A 15,815-nucleotide genomic window follows, 5' to 3' on the forward strand; every position below is an offset into this window, starting at 1 on the left:
GGTCAAATATCCTGTGCCACTGTGCGTTCACGGCCATAAAGGCTGACCAGAACCAGAATGCCAAGCCCGAGGCCTGCCTGCACGGCGGAGGGGTTGAAGCCGAGGCCGATCAGCAATGTGTTGACCTCGATCAGCACCGCCGCGCCGATGGCCGTACCGACATAGGAGCCGCTGCCGCCGACCAGCGCCGTGCCGCCAATCACCACGGCGGCGATGGTCTGGAACAGATAGGGCTCGCCAACACCGGCATAGGCCGAGCCGGAAAAGCCGAGCAGCAGGATGCCGGCGAGGGCTGCAAAAAAGCCGCTGATGGCAAAGGTCACGGTCCAGGTGAAGACCGGGCGGATCAGCGCATAGCGCGCTGCACTCGGATTGCTGCCCAGCGCATAGAGCTGGCGGCCGAAAGTGGTGCGCCTGAGCACCAGAACCACCAGTGCAATCAGCACGAACACGGCGGGAACCAGTCCCGGAAACGGCAGCGGGCCAAGCGTGCCGCCGATCGAGACAAAGTCGGAGATGAATTGCGGCGCACTGCCGGAGGGAAAGCCGCCGGTCCATTGCTGCACGGCGCCCAGCGCCACGGTGCCGACGCCAAGCGTGACGATCAGCGGATGGACGCCAAGGCCTGCGGAAATCAAACCGTTCAGCGCGCCGATGCCAAGTGCGAGCAGCGAGACGATGACGAAGACCAGCGCAAAATCCATGCCGTCGCCGTAAAGTTGGGCGGCCACGACATTGGCTACGCCGACGACGAACGGGATCGACAGATCGATGCCGCCAAGAATGATCACCAGCGTCTGGCCGACGGAGGCGACGGCGAGCAGCGCACTGAGCACCAGCATGGAACGCAGGGTGAAGATCGAGCCATATCCGTCGATCAGGGCGATGCCGGTCAGATGGAGGATCACCACCATCAGCAGCGCGCCATAGAGCCGGTTGCGTTTGAATGCGGTCGTGACCGTCTGCATCATGACCGGTCTCCTTTGGGAAACAGCCACTGTTCGATCTGCGTGGCCGACACGGCGATCACCAGAATGGTGCCGTAGGCCATCTGCAGGATGAAGGTGGAGACGTTGAAATAGACCAGCAGGCTCTGCAGCAGAAAGATTGCCGCAGCCCCGGTGACGGCATGAAGCGGTCCGCCTCGGCCACCGGCCAGGCTGATGCCGCCGAGTGCGACGGCCGAGATTGCCAGCAGGGTGTAATTAGCGCCGATATTGGGATCTGCCGAGCCGATCAGCGCGGTCAGCGACAGGGCGGCAAAACCGGCAAAGACGCCGCCGAGCACATAGGCGAGAAACCGCACCAAGGTGACATTGACTCCAGCGGTGTAGGCGGCGCGATCGTCGCTGCCGCAGGCCATCAGCAGCGCGATATAGGGTATTCGCGTCAGGCCAAACCAGATGAGGCCGATGCCGGCAAGCGGCAGGATCGACCAGCCGCCAGACATGGTTCGGAGCCAGTCGGGAATGGTGCCGCTGGGGGAGGGCACCAGGGTCGTGGTCAGGCCGCCGAGGATGAGGAAGGTGCCCAGTGTGGCAACGATGGGCTGGATGCGCATGATGGTGACGAGAAAGCCGTTGAAGGCTCCGAAGGCCGCACCGATGGCGACACTGGCGGCGATCACCGGCACCGGTCCGGTCAGCCCGGCCTCGCCCATGACGAAGACCACGATGATGACATTGATGAAGCCCATCAGCGGTCCAATGGAAATATCCAACCCGCCGCGGCCCGACAGGATTGACGGGCTGGAGGCGAGGGCTGCGCCAATCAGCGGGGCTGCCAGTCCGATCACCGTGCCCCAGGCCGAGGGCATGAAGCGCTGCGGGTTGAACCAGATATTGAGGATCAGCAGGACGATGAGGATGGTGCCGCCAAAGCCGATGCGGCCGAGCAGGCTGCGCAGGTGCAGCATACGTCGATCATCTCGCGGCAAGGTGTTGGTCGACACGGTCATGCGGCCTCTCCGAACATGCCCGCCAGAACGCGTGCGTTGGTCTTTTCATCGCCGGAAAGTTCCACCGAGATGTCCTTATCGCGGAAGACGATGACCCGGTCAGCCAGGTTGATGGCTTCCTCGATCTCGGTCGAGACGATCACCAGGGTCATGCCTTTGGCGGCGAGGTCGCGAAACAGCCGGTAGAGCATGGTGCGGGTTGCCACATCGACGCCGCGGGTCGGATCGTTGAGCAGCAGCACCCGCGGCTCGCTGGCCAGAAGCCGGGCAACGAGTACCTTTTGCTGATTGCCGCCCGACAGCGAGGTGATCGGATTGCGCGGATTGTCGGTGACGATGCCGAGCAGCTGCTGGTAATGGGCAAAGCGCCGGTCGCGTTGCTTTTGGCTGATCAGCCCGAAGAATGAATCGCGTGCAGACGAGCTGATTGCGAAATTGTCGAGGATCGACTGGCTCGGGAAAATGCCGTTCTCGCGCCGGTCGCGGGGCAGGAAGGCGACGCCGAGCCTGTGGGCATGGCGGCCACCGCGGAGCTTTTCGGCCCCCTTGGCACCGGGCGTGAAAACGCCGCCGGAGACCGGCCTGTTCCAGCCTGCCAATGTTTCGAGAAACTTCTCCTGGCCATGGCCGTCGAGTCCGGCCAGGCAGATGATCTGTCCGGCCGGGAAATTGAGTGTCACCGGTGAGGCGCCATCTGTGTGCACCAGGTCAGCGGTTTCGAGCGAGGTCTGGTTCATTGCGCGGCGGCCTTTTCGTCGAGACCGCGCGCGGGCGGCGCCATTTTTGCCAGAAGATCGGCGGCGGTGAAGCTGCCGCGGGAAAACGAGCCGGCATGCATGCCACTGCGCAGGATCGACACATCGTCGGACAGGCGCATGACTTCCTCCATGCGATGGGAAATGAAGATCACCAGTTTGCCCTCTGCGGCCATGCGCTCCATCACCGCAAACACGGCTTCGCGGTCACCATGGTCGAGTGCGGCGGTGGCCTCGTCGAGAATGAGAATTTTCGGGTTGCGGGCCAGCGCGCGGGCTATCACCACGATCTGCTGGGCGGCAAGCGGCAATTTGCCGGCTTCAAGGTCGAGCGGCAATTGGCGCGCGCCCAGTGTGTCGAGCACGCTCTCGATCAGCGCTGTTCGTTCAGCCTTGCTGGCGCGGTGGCGGAAGGGACCGTCGAGGCCAAGTATAATGTTGTCGGCGACGCTCCGGTCGGGTGCAATCAGCACTTCCTGGAACACGGTGGCAAAGCCGAGATCGAGCAGGTCACGCAAGCGGCCCAGTGGCAGCGGTTGTCCGTCGAGCCGGATCGAACCGCTGTCGGGGGTGACAATGCCGGAGAGGATCTTGACCAGCGTGCTTTTGCCCGAGCCGTTTTCACCCAGAACGCAATGAACAGTTCCGGGTTTGAAGTCTATCGAAACATCGCGGAGCGCGACGGTTTCGCCATAGGACTTGGAGAGGGCTTCAACTTTGATCATGATCGGAATTCCCAAAGCCCGGCCCGGCTTGCGCCGGACCGGGGTATTGATGGCATCAGTTGCAAGCCTTGGGAGACTTTGCGTAATCCCAGCCGGGAACCGGAGCAGGGTTCTTGAAATACCCGTCCATTTGATCGGCCGGCAGCGGGTCGGTGGCAGGAACCGGGAAGACCGAGACGGCATCCGGTGTCATGCAGCTCTCATACATGCCCGCCAGATCCGATCCGGAAATCACCGGAAGCGGCACCATCAGGGTGTTGAGCTTGGGCGCCTGGCCCTGCAGGACCCGGACGGCTGCGCGGAACAGGGTCTGTGCCGTCATGTGCGGCAGCACGCCATGGCCTTCGAAGCGGTAGGTGTCCTTGTTCTCGTTCCAGTAGCCCAGCGCATCGCCGGTGATCGAGCCGGTGATCAGCGGCGCATCGCGACCGGCCTGCTTGAAGGCTTCGGCAACGGTGCGCGATTCCGAACCCGTGGTCCAGACCGCATCGACCTGGCCGGGATAGGTGGCCAGCGCCTGCAACAGCACGCTCTTGGTCACATTGGCAGTCCAGTTGCCGTTGACGGTGCGGGCCACCTTGATGCCGGGGTGTTCGGCCAAAGCTGCGTCTGCACCGGCCTTTTCCTGCAGCACGATCGGGTGACCGGCGAGGCCTTCGACCATCATGATGGTGGCGTCTTCACCGGCGGTCTTGGCGATGGCTTCAATCATGTCATAGCCCCAACGGTAGTAGTTGGAATCGACATTGATCGCATAGGGGCTTGTCACCGCTCCGGCGGCGGTGATGAAGGGAATGCCCGCATCATAAGCTGCCTTGATGGCGTCGTTGAGCGCGGTCGACGAGCTGACAACGGACGTAATGACAGTGCATTTCCTGTCGATGAAGGTGCGGATCTGGTTGATCTGCTGGCCGACATCGCCATTGGAATCGGAGATCTCGAAAGTGGCATTGATGCCGGCATCGGACAGGCCCTCGACCAGGCGCTTGAGCTCGTTGGTGACGGTGACGCGCCAGGGATTGCCCTGATAGGATTCCGAATGGCACCATTTCCAGTCGCCATCGGCAACCTTGAAATCATCATAGGCGGACGGAAAAATTTCCGAGGATGCGCCGAGATAAAGACCGGGAAGATCGCCCGGCAAATCCTTGTAGAGCGCCTCATCGGCAAAAGCAGTGCTGCTCGCAAGCAACAGCGCCGGCAAAATGTACTTCATCTTGGACATAAGTTCTCTCCCGGTTGATCTGGCCATCCCGGATCTGTCGCCGAAGACCGGAAACATTGGGGATGGGTATGGCTTGGTGTGATTGTTGGTTTGCGGCGCGCATGCGACCCGCGTCCTGATGCAGGAAATCCTCCCTTTTTCTGCATCGTGGCTTTTGTATATGATAATTATTTTCATATGCAATTGAATTTGGCAAGTCCAGAAGTTGAGATCTTGATGCTTTGAATTGGTTTTTGGTGCGCTGAAGACCGGCATGGCGCCCGGGGAGGCAGAACAGGCATCTTGTAGCGGCGGTTGAGTGTGGATACTCTGAGGCGGCGTCGGCTGCGACGAAGCTGGACTGCAAGCTTGGCTATTGCAGACTGTCAAACGGCATTCATGACACTCAAATCCATACGCTGCTTCGCCGGAGGCAGCGACGTTCGCGCGCATGCTGATTGTTGGCCTGACGTCGGAGCTATTATGGGTGGCAGTCAGCTCTGGTGTTGAGACTGCTCAGCTTCATTCCGAAAATATTGATAGGGTTGCCAACGCCGCTTCATCGCGAAAAGCGAAGGTCCGAAGACTGTGGTCAGTTGGGGCGCGCGCAAGATGACGGCCTGAGCAACATTCAGGCCGTCAGCCAATCACAGTTCGACTAGCGCGCCACGCCTTGTGATGACCTTGGCGGCCAGAGCTGAGCCGGCCGCAATTGCCGTGTTCAGATCGGAGCAGTCCAGATAGCTCGCAAGAAATGCCGCATTGAAGCTGTCTCCCGCGGCGGTTGAGTCAACAACATTTTCGACCTTCGATGGGGTGAAACCGCTGGTCTGTCCGCCAGAGAGAGACAAGACGTCTGCGTCGCCATTCTTGACCACAACCAGCGGCGCGCCGGCATCGGCATAGCGGCGGGCGGTATCACCCGGCGTTGCGTCGCCAAAGAAGGTTGCCTCGTCCTCGAAAGAGGGAAGCAGGATGTCGCTGACGCTTGCGGCAGTCATTACCGTTTGCCGCGTTGTCTCTGGACTGTCCCACAGGCGCAGCCGCAAATTGGGATCAAACGCTATCGTTGCGCCATTGCGGCGCGCTGTTGCAAGGGCGTCAAACAGCGTTGAACGGTTCTGCGGAGACAAAATCGCCAGCGTGATCCCGGACAGGTAGATCAGGCTGGCGGTTGAAAGCGCAGCCTCCAGAAATGCAGGATCATTGGCCAGTCTGCGGGCCGCTGAATCCGAGCGCCAGTAGGCAAAACTGCGTTCGCCATTATCGAGCTGAATAAGGTAGAGGCCGACAGTGCAACCCGGCAGTCTTTGAACGAATTCTGTCTCGATCCCGGCATCGCGGATAAAATCGGTCATACGCTCAGATACCGCATCGTCGCCGACCGCAGTGAGATAGGCAACTTCCCATTCCGGCTTCAATATTTGCCGCGCATACCAGGCCGTGTTGAGCGTGTCACCGGCAAAGCCGAGGCTATAGTCGCCGTCGGCCGTGGGCGCCATTTCGACCATGCATTCGCCTATCGAAAGAAACCGCTGCGTCATGTGTCGGGCTCGTCGGCGAAATAGCGAAGGTGGTCCGCTCTGATGCGCACAATCTGCTCCTTGATGCGTGAGAGGTGGATGCGCATGTGATGCATTGCCTTGTCTTCGTCGCGCGCGCGGATCGCCTCCATCACTTTCAGGTGGTCATTGAAAGCGTCCTGGGAGGCGAATGACAGCGAGAGAAAACGCACCCTGTCCATATGCGCCTTGTTTTCGCGAATGATGTCCCAGGCAAAGCTCAGTCCGGCGCGTTCACAGATTTCCTTGTGGAACTGATCGTCAAAGCCATGAAAGCTGACCGGATCCTTGTCTTCGACCGCCTGCCGTTGCTTTTCAAGGATCACATCCAGGGCAGCGTGGTCGTCTTCGGTGAGCACCCGGCAGGCGATGCGCACGGTTTCCGCTTCAAGCGCATTGCGGACAAAGCGCGCCTGCAGCACGCCGATTGACGAAATCTGCGAGACCATGGTCGAGCGTTGCGGCCGGATCGACAGGAAGCCGAGTTTCGACAGGCGATAGAATGCATCCCTGACGGGCTGGCGCGACACGCCCAGTGCCTTGGCAACCTCAGCCTCCGACATCTTGGTTCCCGGCGGCAATTCAAGCAGCAGGATCTGGCTGTGCAATTCGTCAAACACCGTGTCGGCGACCGAAGGGCGGTTGAGTGGTTCAAGGGCCCGCAAAGGGGATGGTACGGACATATGTGCACTCCGTTGACTCGATAAGAATACTAGCATATTACAATTCTAGTCTGATTGAAAGACATATCCAAATTCCTGGGGAGGAGTATTTTGGCAATGTTGGTCGCTGATAGATTGTTTCCTGTTGACCCGCAAACGCGGGGAATCGCGCGCGCACTCTATCAGACCGTCGCAGACTTGCCGATCATCAGCCCGCATGGTCACACGGATCCGCGCTGGTATGCCGAAAATCAGCCATTTACCGATCCGGCGCAATTGTTCGTCACACCGGATCATTACGTGTTCCGGATGCTGTGCTCGCAGGGGATCAGTCTCGAAAGCCTCGGTGTGCCGAGGGCCGATGGTGGGCTGACTGAAACTGACGGGCGCACGATCTGGCGGCTTCTGGCGGAGAACTACCACCTGTTTCGCGGCACACCCTCGCGGATGTGGCTGGATCATGCCTTTGAAGATTTGTTCGGTCTCACCGAGCGACTGTCTAAACAGACCGCTGATCAAAGCTATGATCATATCGCGGCGTGTCTGGCAAAACCTGAATTCCGCCCGCGTGCGTTGTTCGAGCGCTTCAACATCGAAGTGATCGCAACCACCGAGAGCCCGCTCGATGACCTGCGCTGGCATCGGATGATCAGGGACAGCGACTGGACCGGGCGCGTGGTGACGGCTTACCGGCCCGATGCCGTGGTTGATCCGGATTTTACTGGCTTTGCCGACAATGTCGCGCAATTTGGCGCGCTGACAGGCGAGGATACCTCGAACTGGGAAGGTTATCTTCAGGCCCACCGGATCCGCCGGGCCTATTTCAAGGAATTTGGGGCAACATCTTCGGATCATGGTCATCCGACCGCGCGGACCGAAAACCTGACGCCGGTTGAGGCGGCTGGCCTTTTTGGCAAGGCGCTCAAGGGGGTCTGTACAGCGGACGAGGCGGATGCGTTCCGCGGTCATATGCTGACTGAAATGGCGCGCATGAGTCTCGAGGACGGTCTCGTGCTGCAGATCCATCCTGGCAGCTTCCGCAATCATTCGGATCCGATCATGGCCGCCTTCGGCCGCGACAAGGGGTTCGATATACCCACCCGGACCGATTATGTGCGGGCGCTGAAGCCGCTGCTGGATGCGGTCGGTCTGGAGAAGGATCTTTCGATCATTGTCTTCACGCTGGACGAAAGCAGCTATGCCCGCGAACTGGCGCCGCTCGCAGGCGCCTATCCGGCCCTGAAACTGGGTCCGGCCTGGTGGTTCCATGACAGCCCTGAAGGCATGCGCCGGTTCCGGGAAATGACCACGGAAACCGCAGGCTTTTACAACACCGTGGGCTTCAACGACGACACCCGCGCCTTCTGTTCGATCCCGGCGCGCCACGATGTGGCGCGACGGGTGGATTGTGCCTTTCTCGCTACGTTGGTCGCCACCGGGCGGCTTTCTGAGGAGGATGCATACGAGGTCGCAAATGATCTCGCATATCGGCTTGCCAAGCAAGCTTATCGGCTCTGAGAGCCATTTCTGGGAGGAAAATGAACATGAAACTGAGGAAAACACTGACCGGCATGTTGCTGGCCACCGCCGCCATGGTGATGGCAGCCAATGCCTGCGAAACCACGCTCAAGTCATCCGACACACATCCGGACGGCTATCCGACCGTTGAAGCCGTCAAGGCGATGGGAAAGACTCTCGAAGAGAGCACAGGCGGCCGACTTTGCGTTGAAGTCTATCACTCGGCTCAATTGGGCGAGGAAAAGGATACCATCGAACAGACCCAGTTCGGCGCTATCGATCTGAACCGGGTGAGCCTTGGACCCTTCAACAACATCATTGAAGAGACGCAGATTCCGTCGCTACCTTACATCTTCCGTTCGGTCGATCACATGCACACGGTGATGGATGGCCCGATCGGTCAGGAAATTCTTGATGCCTTTGCAGCCCATGACCTGATCGGCCTCGCGTTCTACGACGGCGGTTCGCGCAGCTTCTACAACAAGGAAAAGCCGATCACATCGATGGCCGACCTGAAGGGCATGAAGTTCCGCGTCATGCAGTCCGACATGTTTGTCGACATGGTCAGCGCGCTGGGCGCCAACGCCACACCGCTGCCTTACGGCGAAGTCTACTCGTCGATCCAGACCGGCGTTATCGACGGTGCTGAAAACAACTGGCCGTCCTATGACACTTCGGGACATTACGAAGTGGCAAAGTACTACACGCTCGACCAGCATTTGATCGTGCCGGAAGTTCTGGTGATGTCGAAGAAGAGCTGGGACAAGTTGAGCGCGGAAGACCAGGCAGCCGTTCGTGCCGCCGCCAAGGCTTCGGTTCCGGTGATGCGTGACCTCTGGGTTGCGCAGGAAAAGATTTCTGAAGACAAGGTCCGCGCCGCGGGCAGTGAAATCATCACCGACATCGACAAGACCCCGTTCATCGAAGCGATGAAGCCGGTCTATGAGAAATATGTCACGTCCGACAAGCTCAAGGACATGGTCGCCCGTATACAGGCAACCGAATAGTCTGAGTGCCGGCCCGCGGGATAATCTCCCGCGGGCCGTTTTTCATTGGAGGAGTGGGACGTGCAGAACCAGATGACGAACGTGGCGCGGGTAACCAGCGTCATGGCACGGGTGGCGCTATGGGTGTCGGGAGTTGGTCTGGTGCTGATGACAGTCCTGATCGCCTGCCAGGTATTCTGGCGCTATGTGCTCAATGACAGTATTTCATGGACTGAGCCGGGATCCGTGATGATCATGGGCTGGTTCATTTTCCTCGGCGCGGCTGTCGGCATCCGGGAAGGCTATCACCTTTCCTTTGACATCATGCTGCATGTGGTGCCGCACCGGGTGAAGCTGATGCTGCACACCGTTTCTGATGTTGTTGTGATCGGTTTCGGCGCAGGCATGGTGGTCTATGGCACCCAGCTGGCGATCAACGCCGCTCCCAATACCTTGCCAAGCCTCGGCATATCCGGGGCATTTGATTTCATGCCCATCGTGGCCGGCGGCGTGCTGGTGGTCCTGTTCTCGATCGAACGGATTGCGCGGCGCATGGCCGGCATGCCCACGGCACGCTTCGGCGAAACCGAGCTGGAGGATTGAGACGATGGAACTTTGGATACTTTTCGGCTCCTTCGTGGTGCTGCTGCTGATCGGCACTCCGGTCGCCTTCTGCCTCGGCGTATCGAGCTTCGCAACGATTGCCTATCTCGGCCTGCCGCCGGTGGTGGTGTTCCAGCGGATGAATTCCGGCGTCTCGGTGTTCGCGCTGATGGCGATACCGTTCTTTATTTTCGCCGGTGACCTGATGGTGCGCGGCGATATCGCCCGGCGGCTGGTGGCGCTGGCCGGCGCCCTGGTTGGTCATCTCCGCGGCGGCCTGGGCCAGGTCAACATCCTGGCCAGCGTGATGTTCGGCGGCGTCTCCGGGTCGGCTGCGGCTGACGCAAGTGCTGTCGGCGGCCTAATGGTGCCGCAGATGAAGGAGCGCGGCTATGATGTCGATTATGCCGTCAACATTACCGTCGTCGGCTCGATCATCGCGCTGATGATCCCGCCATCGCACAACATGATCATCTATTCGATTTCGGCGGGCGGCAAGATTTCGATTGCCGACCTGTTCACCGCCGGCATCATCCCCGGCGCCGTTCTGGCGCTGTCGCTGATGGTGGCTGCCTATTTCGTCGCCAAGAGCCGCGGCTATCCGACAGAACCGTTCCCCGGCGGACGGGCGCTGCTCGGTCTGTTCGGCAATGCCGTGCCGGGTCTGATCCTTGTCGCCATCATTTTTGGCGGTGTTCGCTCGGGCATCTTCACAGCGTCGGAATCCTCCAACATTGCCGTCGTCTATGCGATGTTCGTCACCTTCTTTGTCTATCGCTCACTGAGCTGGTTCGATTTCGTCGCCGCCACCATGGCCGCCGTGCGGACCACCGCGATGGTGCTGATGGTGATCGGTTGCGCCGGGGCATTTGGCTGGCTGCTGGCCTATACCCGGGTGCCGACCTCGATGGTGCTGATGCTCAAGGGAATTTCGGACAATCCCATCATCATCTTGTTGCTGATGAACCTGGTGTTGCTGCTCCTCGGCACGTTCATGGACATGTCCCCGTTGATTGTCATCACCACGCCGATCTTCCTGCCCGTGGCTGTCGCCTTCGGCGTCGATCCGGTGCATTTCGGCGTCATTCTGATCCTCAATCTGGGGATCGGCCTGTGTACGCCACCGGTGGGGGCGGTGTTGTTCGTCGGATGCGCTGTGGGCAGGATACCGATCTGGCAGGCGATGCGCACGATCTGGCCTTTCTATGGCGCAGCCTTTGCCACGCTGATGCTCGTCACCTATATCCCGCAGCTGTCCCTGTGGCTGCCTGCCCAGTTCCATTGAGGTTTTCCCATGATACAGAAATTTCCCGAAGTGCCTGCCGATCCTGGTGTGACCCGGCAGGTGTTGAGTGACAGTCCGGAACTGATGATGGTTGCTTTCCGTTTTCAGACTGAGGGTGCTGAAGGCAAGCTGCACAACCATCCGCATGTGCAATCAACCTACGTCGAGTCCGGGCGCTTCTCCTTCACCGTGGCGGACGAGACATTCGAGGTCGCCACCGGCGACAGCTTTGTCATCCCGTCAAATGCGGTGCACGGCTGCAAGTGCCTGCAGCCCGGAACCCTGATTGATACCTTCACGCCCCGGCGCGATGATTTTCTGACGCTCAACTCCTGAAGGGAGATTTTTCATGCTGACAGTTGAAACCCGTCACGCCATTGACCCGGCTACGGCCAAGGGCCTTGATACCACAGGGTTGCGGTCCCATTTTCATGCCGGCGGCCTGTTTGCTGATGGCGAAATCCGGCTGGTCTACACCCATTACGACCGGATGATCGTCGGCGGCGCGGTTCCTGCCGGCGGCAAGCTGACGCTCGATCGGGTCGAGGAAAGCGGCACGCCTTCGATCCTCGACCGGCGCGAGATGGGTATCCTCAATATTGGCGACAGCGGAACCGTGTCGGCCGGCGGCACCGACTACACGGTCAACAAGGGCGATGTGCTTTATCTCGGCATGGGTTCGGGGGCCGTGACCTTTTCAGGCAATGGCCGGTTCTATGTGCTCTCGGCACCGGCGCACCGGAGCTGCCCGAGCAAGCTGATCCGCATTGAAGATGCCCGCCGGGTCGAGATGGGCTCGGCCGAAACCTCGAATGAGCGCGTTATTCTGCAGTTCCTGCATCCGGAAGTGGCCGACAGCTGCCAGTTGTTGATGGGCTACACGCAGTTCGCCTCGGGGTCTGTCTGGAACACCATGCCTGCGCATCTGCATGACCGCAGGATGGAAGCCTATCTCTATTTCGAGCTTGGCCCGGAACAGCGGGTCTTCCACTTCATGGGGCAGCCGGACGAGACCCGGCACATTGTTATGGCCAATGAAGAAGTGGTGATTTCGCCGTCCTGGTCGATCCATTGTGGCGCCGGTACCGGTGCCTACACGTTCTGCTGGGCGATGGCCGGTGACAATGTCGATTTCACCGATATGGACATGGTCGCCATGGGAGATCTTCGGTGAACCCATTTTCGCTGTCTGGCAAAACCGTATTGGTCACAGGCGCCAATACCGGAATCGGCCAGGCCACGGCAATCGCCATGAGCAGGGCAGGCGCGATGGTCATTTGCGCAGGGCGAAGGTCCTGTGCAGAGACGTTGAGCCAGATACCGGGTGGACGTGAGATCATTCTGGATTTTTCCGATCCGCTGGCGGCGCGCGACGTGTTTTCAGAGAACCGCATCGACATTCTGGTCAACAATGCCGGCATCATACGGCGCAGCGACGCCATTAATTTCAGCGAAGCTGACTGGGATGACGTCGTCGACATCAACCTGAAGTCGGTGTTCTTTACCAGCCAGGCCTTTGCCCGCGCCGTGCTCGAACGCAACGGCACTGGCAGCATCGTCAACGTGGCGTCGCTGCTGTCGTTTCAGGGCGGCATTCGGGTGGCATCCTATACGGCGGCAAAACACGGCGTGGCCGGCCTCACAAAAGCCCTGGCCAATGAGTGGTCGGCAAGTGGCATCAACGTCAATGCGATTGCGCCGGGCTACATTGCCACCAACAACACCGAAGCACTGAGGGATGACCCGGAGCGAAACCAGGCTATTCTGGATCGCATTCCTGCCGGACGCTGGGGCGAGCCCGATGACATTGGCGCGGCTGCGGTTTTCCTGGCGTCACCGGCGGCGAAATATATCCACGGTGCAGTTCTCAATGTCGATGGAGGCTGGCTTGCCCGCTAAACTGGAAAGACTTGGCCGCAGCAAGGATCACCCGAAACCGAAATCGGGGGTTGTCCATCTCGGTCTCGGTGCCTTTTTTCGGGCGTTCGGCGCGATTTATATCGATGACGCGGTGCGGGTTTCCGGCGGTGACTGGGGCATCGTCGGCGTCAGTCTGCAAAGCCCGGGGACGCGCGACAAGCTTGCGCTGCAGGATTTCGTCTACACCACGGTGTCGCAGGACCCCGATGGTGGCGAAACATTCCGCAAGGTCGAGATACTGGAGACTGTGCTTGTTGCGCCCGAGGATCCCGAGGCCGTGCTTGCCCGCATGGCCGATCCGGCCATTCGCATTGTCACGCTGACGGTGACGGAGAAGGGCTATTGCCATGATCCGGCGACCGGACGGTTGAACTTTTCCCATCCCGACATTGCTCATGATCTGAAGAATGCAAAGCCCAAGACCGCGATCGGTTATCTTGTCCGGGCGCTGCAGCGGCGGCGCGATGCCGGCGATCCGCCTTTCACAGTGCTGACCTGCGACAATCTTCCCGAGAACGGCAAGCTGGTGCGCGGCGTGGTGCTGGATTTCGCCCGTGAACTTGACCCGAGCCTCGCTGCGTGGATCGAGGCGGAAGGCCGGTTCCCCTCGACAATGGTCGACCGGATCACGCCGGCGACAAAACCAGAGGATGTCGAGCGGCTGGCCCAGAAAATCGGCATTCGCGATGAAGCGCCGGTGCTGTGCGAACCGTTCCGCCAATGGGTGGTGGAAGATGATTTTGTTCCCGCCTATGGCGCAGATGCCTATCCGGATCTGGCCGCAGCCGGCGTCGAGATGGTGTCGGACGTAACCCCGTTCGAGCGCATGAAGCTCAGGATGCTGAATGGCACCCATTCCTCGCTGGCCTATCTGGGTTATCTGGCAGGCCATGAGACCATCGCCGAGACCGTGGCGGACCCGGTCTTTGCGGGCTTTGCCAAACGGCTCTGGCAAGAGGAGATCATGCCGTCCTTCAACCCACCCGAAGGGGTGAACCTGGCCGACTATGCCGACGCCTTGTTCGAGCGCTATTCCAACCCGGCGATCCGTCATCGCGCCTGGCAGATTGCCATGGATGGCAGCCAGAAACTGCCGCAACGCATTCTCGGAACCATTGCCGACAATCTGGCCGCAGGACGGGCGAGCCCCGGCCTGATGCTCGCAGTTGCTGCATGGATGCGCTATGTCGGCGGCGTCGATGAAAAGGGCCAGCCGATCGAGGTCAAGGACCCCCTGGCGGATCGGTTGCGCGGCCTGTCCGATGCGGCAGAAACACCGGCTGAAAAAGTTGCGGCGTTGCTTTCGGTCCGGGAAATATTCAGTGCCGACCTGGCGGCGCAATTGCTGGAGCCGGTCAGTCATTCCTATGAAAAACTATGCCGCCTTGGCGCGCGGCAAGCTGTTGAGGACGTCACATGAAGGAAAGCTGGCGCTGGTATGGTCCGCTGGACAGGATTTCGCTGGGTGATGTGGCACAGACCGGTGCAAGCAGCATCGTCACGGCATTGCACGAGATCCCCTATGGAGAAATCTGGCCGCGCGAAATCATTGCCGAACGCAAAGCTGGGATCATGGCAGCCGGTTTCGACTGGGTTGTCGTTGAAAGCCTGCCTATTCACGAGCGCATCAAGCGCAATGACGGCGACCTGTCGGGGCTTTTTGCCAATTACCGGCAATCCATGGCCAATCTGGCGGCAGAAGGCATCAAGACGATCTGTTACAATTTCATGCCGCTGCTTGACTGGACCCGCACAGACCTTGCGGCGCCTGTTGCCAATGGCGGAAGTTGCCTGCGGTTCTCAGCGCCGAAAATGGCTGCCTTGGAACTGTTCATGCTTGGCCGCAGTGCAGCGAGGGAGGATTATTCGGCCGATGTAATCACGGCTGCCGAATTGTGGTTTCGGGCTTCAACGGATGCTGACCGCGCCGAGCTGATGCATTCGGTGATGTCCGGCCTGCCGGGCGCCTTCGAGCGTTACGATGCAGACGGGTTGAAGGCGGCGCTGAAGCGATATGAAGGAATTGATCGGCGCGCGCTGCGCGCTCATTACCAACGGTTTCTGGAAGAAATCATCCCGGCTGCCGAAGATCTCGGCATGCGGTTTTGCGTTCATCCTGACGACCCGCCGCGGGACATTCTGGGCTTGCCGCGGATTGTCTCCGCCGCCGACGACATCGCCTGGATCCTAAATGCCGTCGACAGTCCGGCCAACGGGCTGACCTTGTGTGCCGGCTCGCTTGGGGCCAATCCGGACAATGATGTGCCGGCGATTGTCCGCAAGTTTGCCTCGCGAATCTGGTTCGCGCATCTGCGCAATGTCCGCAAGGATGTCGATGGCTCGTTTGAGGAAGCAGCGCATCTTTCAGGTGATACAGACATGGTCGACCTGATTGCCGCACTTCTGCAGGAAGAGGCGCGACGCCGTGCGAGCGGAGATAAAGATTGGGAAATTCCGTTCCGTCCGGATCATGGTCACGAATTGCTGGATGATGCAGCCCGCAACACGCATCCTGGCTATCCGTTGATCGGCCGCATGCGCGGGCTTGCCGAATTGCGTGGCGTGATTGCCGGCTTGTCCTATGCCGGGACCCCGGCCAGCTAAGTTCGCTTTTCCGCTGATACCGATTCGATTGCTA

16 protein-coding genes are annotated in these 15,815 nt (G+C 60.0%); 9 read left to right on the top strand and 7 right to left on the bottom strand.

What is annotated here, in order from left to right; all coding sequences use genetic code 11:
* Nucleotides 1-2 precede the first annotated feature (2 nt).
* The 7 genes from IMCC20628_RS02560 to IMCC20628_RS02590 all read right to left on the bottom strand — a co-directional run bounded on the left by IMCC20628_RS02560 (nucleotide 3) and on the right by IMCC20628_RS02590 (nucleotide 6,886).
* On the bottom strand, nucleotides 3-971 hold the full coding sequence (locus tag IMCC20628_RS02560; protein ID WP_047028899.1) for an ABC transporter permease: 969 nt from the start codon (nucleotides 969-971) through the stop codon (nucleotides 3-5).
* Nucleotides 968-1,957, bottom strand: a complete 990-nt coding sequence (locus IMCC20628_RS02565; RefSeq protein WP_245307862.1) for an ABC transporter permease — start codon at nucleotides 1,955-1,957, stop codon at nucleotides 968-970. The genes IMCC20628_RS02560 and IMCC20628_RS02565 overlap by 4 nt, the downstream gene beginning before the upstream one ends.
* Nucleotides 1,954-2,694 (bottom strand): ATP-binding cassette domain-containing protein, encoded by a 741-nt coding sequence (locus IMCC20628_RS02570; RefSeq protein WP_047028900.1) that lies wholly within the window; start codon nucleotides 2,692-2,694, stop codon nucleotides 1,954-1,956. Before IMCC20628_RS02570 ends, IMCC20628_RS02565 begins: the two co-directional genes overlap by 4 nt.
* The gene (locus IMCC20628_RS02575; protein ID WP_047028901.1) at nucleotides 2,691-3,437 is read right to left on the bottom strand and encodes an ATP-binding cassette domain-containing protein; all 747 of its coding nucleotides are present in this window, start codon (nucleotides 3,435-3,437) and stop codon (nucleotides 2,691-2,693) included. The genes IMCC20628_RS02570 and IMCC20628_RS02575 overlap by 4 nt, the downstream gene beginning before the upstream one ends.
* Nucleotides 3,438-3,492: 55 nt before the next feature.
* Complete coding sequence (locus tag IMCC20628_RS02580; protein ID WP_047028902.1) at nucleotides 3,493-4,662, bottom strand: substrate-binding domain-containing protein; 1,170 nt, start codon at nucleotides 4,660-4,662, stop codon at nucleotides 3,493-3,495.
* Between the two features lie 626 nt (nucleotides 4,663-5,288).
* On the bottom strand, nucleotides 5,289-6,185 hold the full coding sequence (locus tag IMCC20628_RS02585; protein WP_047028903.1) for a sugar kinase: 897 nt from the start codon (nucleotides 6,183-6,185) through the stop codon (nucleotides 5,289-5,291).
* Complete coding sequence (locus IMCC20628_RS02590; protein WP_047028904.1) at nucleotides 6,182-6,886, bottom strand: GntR family transcriptional regulator; 705 nt, start codon at nucleotides 6,884-6,886, stop codon at nucleotides 6,182-6,184. Before IMCC20628_RS02590 ends, IMCC20628_RS02585 begins: the two co-directional genes overlap by 4 nt.
* Nucleotides 6,887-6,982: 96 nt before the next feature.
* Here IMCC20628_RS02590 and uxaC point away from each other — a divergent pair, with 96 nt between their 5' ends.
* From uxaC to uxuA, 9 genes are all read left to right on the top strand, one after another.
* Complete coding sequence (gene uxaC, locus IMCC20628_RS02595) at nucleotides 6,983-8,383, top strand: glucuronate isomerase (RefSeq protein ID WP_245307863.1); 1,401 nt, start codon at nucleotides 6,983-6,985, stop codon at nucleotides 8,381-8,383.
* A 26-nt stretch (nucleotides 8,384-8,409) separates the two neighbouring features.
* Nucleotides 8,410-9,390, top strand: a complete 981-nt coding sequence (locus IMCC20628_RS02600) for a TRAP transporter substrate-binding protein (protein WP_245307864.1) — start codon at nucleotides 8,410-8,412, stop codon at nucleotides 9,388-9,390.
* A 72-nt stretch (nucleotides 9,391-9,462) separates the two neighbouring features.
* The gene (locus tag IMCC20628_RS02605) at nucleotides 9,463-9,972 is read left to right on the top strand and encodes a TRAP transporter small permease (protein WP_156174631.1); all 510 of its coding nucleotides are present in this window, start codon (nucleotides 9,463-9,465) and stop codon (nucleotides 9,970-9,972) included.
* A 4-nt stretch (nucleotides 9,973-9,976) separates the two neighbouring features.
* Entirely contained in the window at nucleotides 9,977-11,257 is a 1,281-nt protein-coding gene (locus IMCC20628_RS02610; protein WP_047028907.1) for a TRAP transporter large permease, read from the top strand.
* 9 nt (nucleotides 11,258-11,266) lie between these two features.
* Nucleotides 11,267-11,593: a cupin domain-containing protein gene (locus IMCC20628_RS02615; protein ID WP_047028908.1), complete on the top strand. Its 327-nt coding sequence runs from the start codon at nucleotides 11,267-11,269 to the stop codon at nucleotides 11,591-11,593.
* 13 nt (nucleotides 11,594-11,606) lie between these two features.
* The gene (kduI, locus tag IMCC20628_RS02620; RefSeq protein ID WP_047028909.1) at nucleotides 11,607-12,431 is read left to right on the top strand and encodes a 5-dehydro-4-deoxy-D-glucuronate isomerase; all 825 of its coding nucleotides are present in this window, start codon (nucleotides 11,607-11,609) and stop codon (nucleotides 12,429-12,431) included.
* A complete protein-coding gene (kduD, locus tag IMCC20628_RS02625) occupies nucleotides 12,428-13,156 on the top strand; it encodes a 2-dehydro-3-deoxy-D-gluconate 5-dehydrogenase KduD (protein WP_047028910.1) in 729 nt (242 codons plus the stop codon). The genes kduI and kduD overlap by 4 nt, the downstream gene beginning before the upstream one ends.
* Nucleotides 13,146-14,597 (top strand): mannitol dehydrogenase family protein, encoded by a 1,452-nt coding sequence (locus IMCC20628_RS02630; protein WP_245307865.1) that lies wholly within the window; start codon nucleotides 13,146-13,148, stop codon nucleotides 14,595-14,597. Before kduD ends, IMCC20628_RS02630 begins: the two co-directional genes overlap by 11 nt.
* A complete protein-coding gene (uxuA, locus tag IMCC20628_RS02635) occupies nucleotides 14,594-15,781 on the top strand; it encodes a mannonate dehydratase (protein WP_047028911.1) in 1,188 nt (395 codons plus the stop codon). Before IMCC20628_RS02630 ends, uxuA begins: the two co-directional genes overlap by 4 nt.
* Nucleotides 15,782-15,815 lie beyond the last annotated feature (34 nt).

It is taken from the genome of Hoeflea sp. IMCC20628 (assembly GCF_001011155.1).
GTDB lineage: Bacteria > Pseudomonadota > Alphaproteobacteria > Rhizobiales > Rhizobiaceae > Hoeflea.